This is a genomic window from Actinotalea sp. C106 (genome assembly GCF_023630195.1).
Taxonomy (GTDB): Bacteria; Actinomycetota; Actinomycetes; order Actinomycetales; family Cellulomonadaceae; genus Actinotalea.
Genome location: NZ_JALPKN010000463.1, coordinates 1 through 1,574 on the forward strand (window position 1 = coordinate 1; position 1,574 = coordinate 1,574).

Consider the following 1,574-nt stretch of genomic DNA (forward strand, 5'->3'; position numbering starts at 1 on the left):
TGCGAGGTTGCGCCGGGCGTCCCCCGGGCCGTGGGTCGCGGTGGCCACGGCCCCCGCCACCGAGATGTGCGGGAGGGAGGCGAGGTTGTGCACGGCCCAACCGCGGGCGTGCAGGTGCTCGGCGAGGGTCCCGTACCGGACGCCGCCGCCCACCCGGACGGTGCGCGCCTCGGCGTCGACCTCGATCTCGGGCTCCAGGGAGCCCAGGGCGACCAGCTCGGCGCCGTCGGCCACGTCGTTGAAGCAGTGCCGGCTGCCCAGGGCCCGCAGCCCCCGCACCCCGCGGGCCCGGGCGTCGCGGACGAGGGCCTGGACCTCCTCGACGCTGCGTGGCTCGTGGACCGTGCCGGCCCGGTAGGTGTGGTTCTTGGCCCAGTTCGTCAACGTCGTCGTCACCGGGTCACTCTCGCATCAGCCGTGGGCCGTCACGAGTCCTGTCTCGTAGGCGAGGACCACGGCCTGCACCCGGTCGCGGACCTCGAGCTTGGCCAGGATGCGACCCACGTGGGTCTTGACCGTGGCCTCGGAGAGGAAGAGCCGCGTGGCGATCTCCGCGTTGGACAGGCCCTGGGCCACGGTGCGCAGCACCTCGAGCTCGCGGGGCGTCAGCTCGGCCAGACGCGGGTCGAGGTCGGTGGGCGGGCCGTCCTGGGGGGTCGGCAGGTGGCCGGCGAACATCTCGAGCATGCGCCGGGTGACCCGGGGTGAGACGACGGCGTCCCCCGAGGCGACCGAGCGGATCGCGGCGACCAGCTCGGCGGGCCGGGCGTCCTTGAGCAGGAACCCGCTGGCCCCCGCGCGCAGGGCCGCGAAGGCGTACTCGTCGACGTCGAAGGTCGTGAGGATCAGCACCTTGGTCCGTGGGTGCTCGGCGACGATCTGCGTGGTCGCGTCGATCCCGTTGGTCCCGGGCATCCGCACGTCCATGAGGACGACCTCAGGCCGCAGGGCGGCGACCTGCTCGACCGCGGCGCGGCCGTCGCTCGCCTCCCCGACGACGGTGAGGTCCGCCTCGGCCTCGAGCACGAGGCGGAAGCCCATCCGCAGCAGCGCCTGGTCGTCGACCAGCAGCACGTCGGTCATGACGTCCCCCTCTCCCCGGGCAGACCTTCCCACGGCAGCACCACCCTGACCCGCCACCCGCCCAGCCAGGGTCCGGCCTCGACAGTCCCGCCGTACACCCCGGCACGCTCGCGCATCCCGATCAGCCCGCGCCCGCTGCCTTCGGTCGCTGCGGGTTCGGTGACCGGGACGGCCGGGCCGTGGTCCCGCACCTCGATGGTGACGGCGTGCTCGTCCCGCTGGAGGGTGAGCTCGACCGGACGGGTGCCGGGGGCGTGGCGCAGCGCGTTGGTCAACGCCTCCTGCACCACCCGGTACACGGCGAGCCGGAACCCGGCGTCCTCAGGGAGGTCGGTGGTCAGGCCCGCGGTGCGGACCCCGAGGCCCGCGGTGCGGAAACGCTCGACCAGCTCGCCCAGGTCCGGGCTGCCGGGCTGAGGGTCGGGCGGGGCGTCCTCGTGCAGCACGCCGAGCACGCGCCGCATGTCGGCCAGCGCCGTGCGACCCGTCTC

Annotated in this window: 3 protein-coding genes; all 3 read right to left on the reverse strand. The window is 74.6% G+C overall.

Features of this window, described 5'->3' with window-relative positions:
• The coding region (locus L0B03_RS17620; RefSeq protein ID WP_250448282.1) for an FAD-dependent oxidoreductase at nucleotides 1-396 on the reverse strand (396 nt) is incomplete at its 3' end.
• 15 nt (nucleotides 397-411) lie between these two features.
• Nucleotides 412-1,083, reverse strand: coding sequence for a response regulator transcription factor (locus tag L0B03_RS17625; protein WP_250448284.1), 672 nt, complete (start codon nucleotides 1,081-1,083; stop codon nucleotides 412-414).
• A partial coding sequence (locus L0B03_RS17630) for a sensor histidine kinase (RefSeq protein ID WP_250448286.1) occupies nucleotides 1,080-1,574 on the reverse strand: 495 nt, incomplete at its 5' end. The genes L0B03_RS17625 and L0B03_RS17630, both read right to left, overlap by 4 nt.